Annotated in this window: 1 pseudogene; it reads left to right on the top strand. The window is 40.2% G+C overall.

The features are described 5' to 3' along the window. Positions 1-1,544, top strand: a pseudogene (locus ACSVH2_RS14055) (hypothetical protein); the annotation flags it as partial.

Below are 1,544 nucleotides of genomic sequence, written 5' to 3'. Positions count from 1 at the left end.
TAGGAGGCGTTTGGACACGCACTTCAGGAACTGGCGGAGTATTCAATGCAGGAGCAGGAACTTTCACACCAGCCGTTGGCGCTACAACTTCAACGTTTACTTATACTTTATTAGGCGTTGCACCTTGTATAAATGCTACAAGCCTTGCTGCAATAACAATAAATTCACAGCCTGATGCAGGAACCGATGGCGCTACTACAATTTGCGAAACTAGTTCAGCTACCATTGATTTATTTAGTTTAATTACTGGAGAACAAACAGGAGGAATTTGGACACGCACTTCAGGAACAGGCGGAGTATTCAATGCAGGAACAGGAACTTTCACACCAGCCATTGGTGCTACAACTTCTACTTTTACTTATACTTTAGTAGGTGTAGCTCCGTGTATAAATGCTACAAGCCTTGCTACAATAACAATAAATTCACAGCCTAACGCAGGAACCGATGGCACTACCATAGTGTGCGAAACCAGTTCAGCTACCATTGACTTATTTAGTTTAATCACTGGAGAACAAACAGGAGGAACTTGGACACGTACTTCGGGAACTGGCGGAGTATTCAATGCAGGAACTGGAACTTTCACGCCAGCCGTTGGTGCTACAACTTCTACTTTTAATTATACTTTAGTAGGTGTTGCGCCTTGTATAAATGCTACAAGTCTTGCTACAATAACAATAAATTCACAACCTAACGCAGGAACCGATGGCGCTACTACAATTTGCGAAACTAGTATTGCAGCTATTGATTTATTTAGTTTAATTACTGGAGAACAAACAGGAGGAACTTGGACACGTACTTCAGGAACTGGCGGAGTATTCAATGCAGGAGCAGGAACATTCACACCAGCCGTTGGCGCTACAACTTCTACTTTTACCTATACTTTAGTAGGCGTTGCGCCTTGTATTACAGATATTAGTATTGCCACTATTACAGTAAACACTTCCCCAACGATATTCACGCCATCTAATTATGTGGTATGTGATGACAGTAACAACAACGATGGATTTTATTGTGGTTTTGATTTAACCTCAAAAATTAATGAGATAACAGGAGGTAATCCAAACATAGTAGTTGAGTTTTATGAAACAGATACTAGTACTTTTCCATTACCATTAAATGTAGATTATTGTAACATCTTCCCAGGCACACAAATCCTTTATATAAGAGCCTACACACTTGGTTCACCAGCATGTTATTCCACTACCACTTTGAATTTAATAGTCAACCCATTACCACTAGCCAATCCAGTTATTACTAATTATGAATTGTGTGACTATACCACGCCAGGAGATAATACAGAGCAATTTACTTTAAATACAAAAACCGCAGAAATTGCTAATGGACAAGCCAATGTAACAGTAAGCTACTATGCAAGCCAAGGCGATGCGACAAGTCAAACCAATGCATTACCCAATTTATATTCCAACACCAGTAACCCACAACAAATCTGGATCAACATCCGCAACAATACAACCGGATGTAATACGGTAAGTTCCTTTAATTTAGTAGTCAACCCACTACCATCAGTTACTGTACCAGACCCG

Origin of the sequence: Flavobacterium sp. RSB2_4_14, from assembly GCF_051547085.1 — a bacterium.
Classification (GTDB): domain Bacteria; phylum Bacteroidota; class Bacteroidia; order Flavobacteriales; family Flavobacteriaceae; genus Flavobacterium.
The sequence above is the reverse complement of the archived record's forward strand: the minus strand, read 5'-3'. Positions and strand labels throughout refer to the sequence as shown.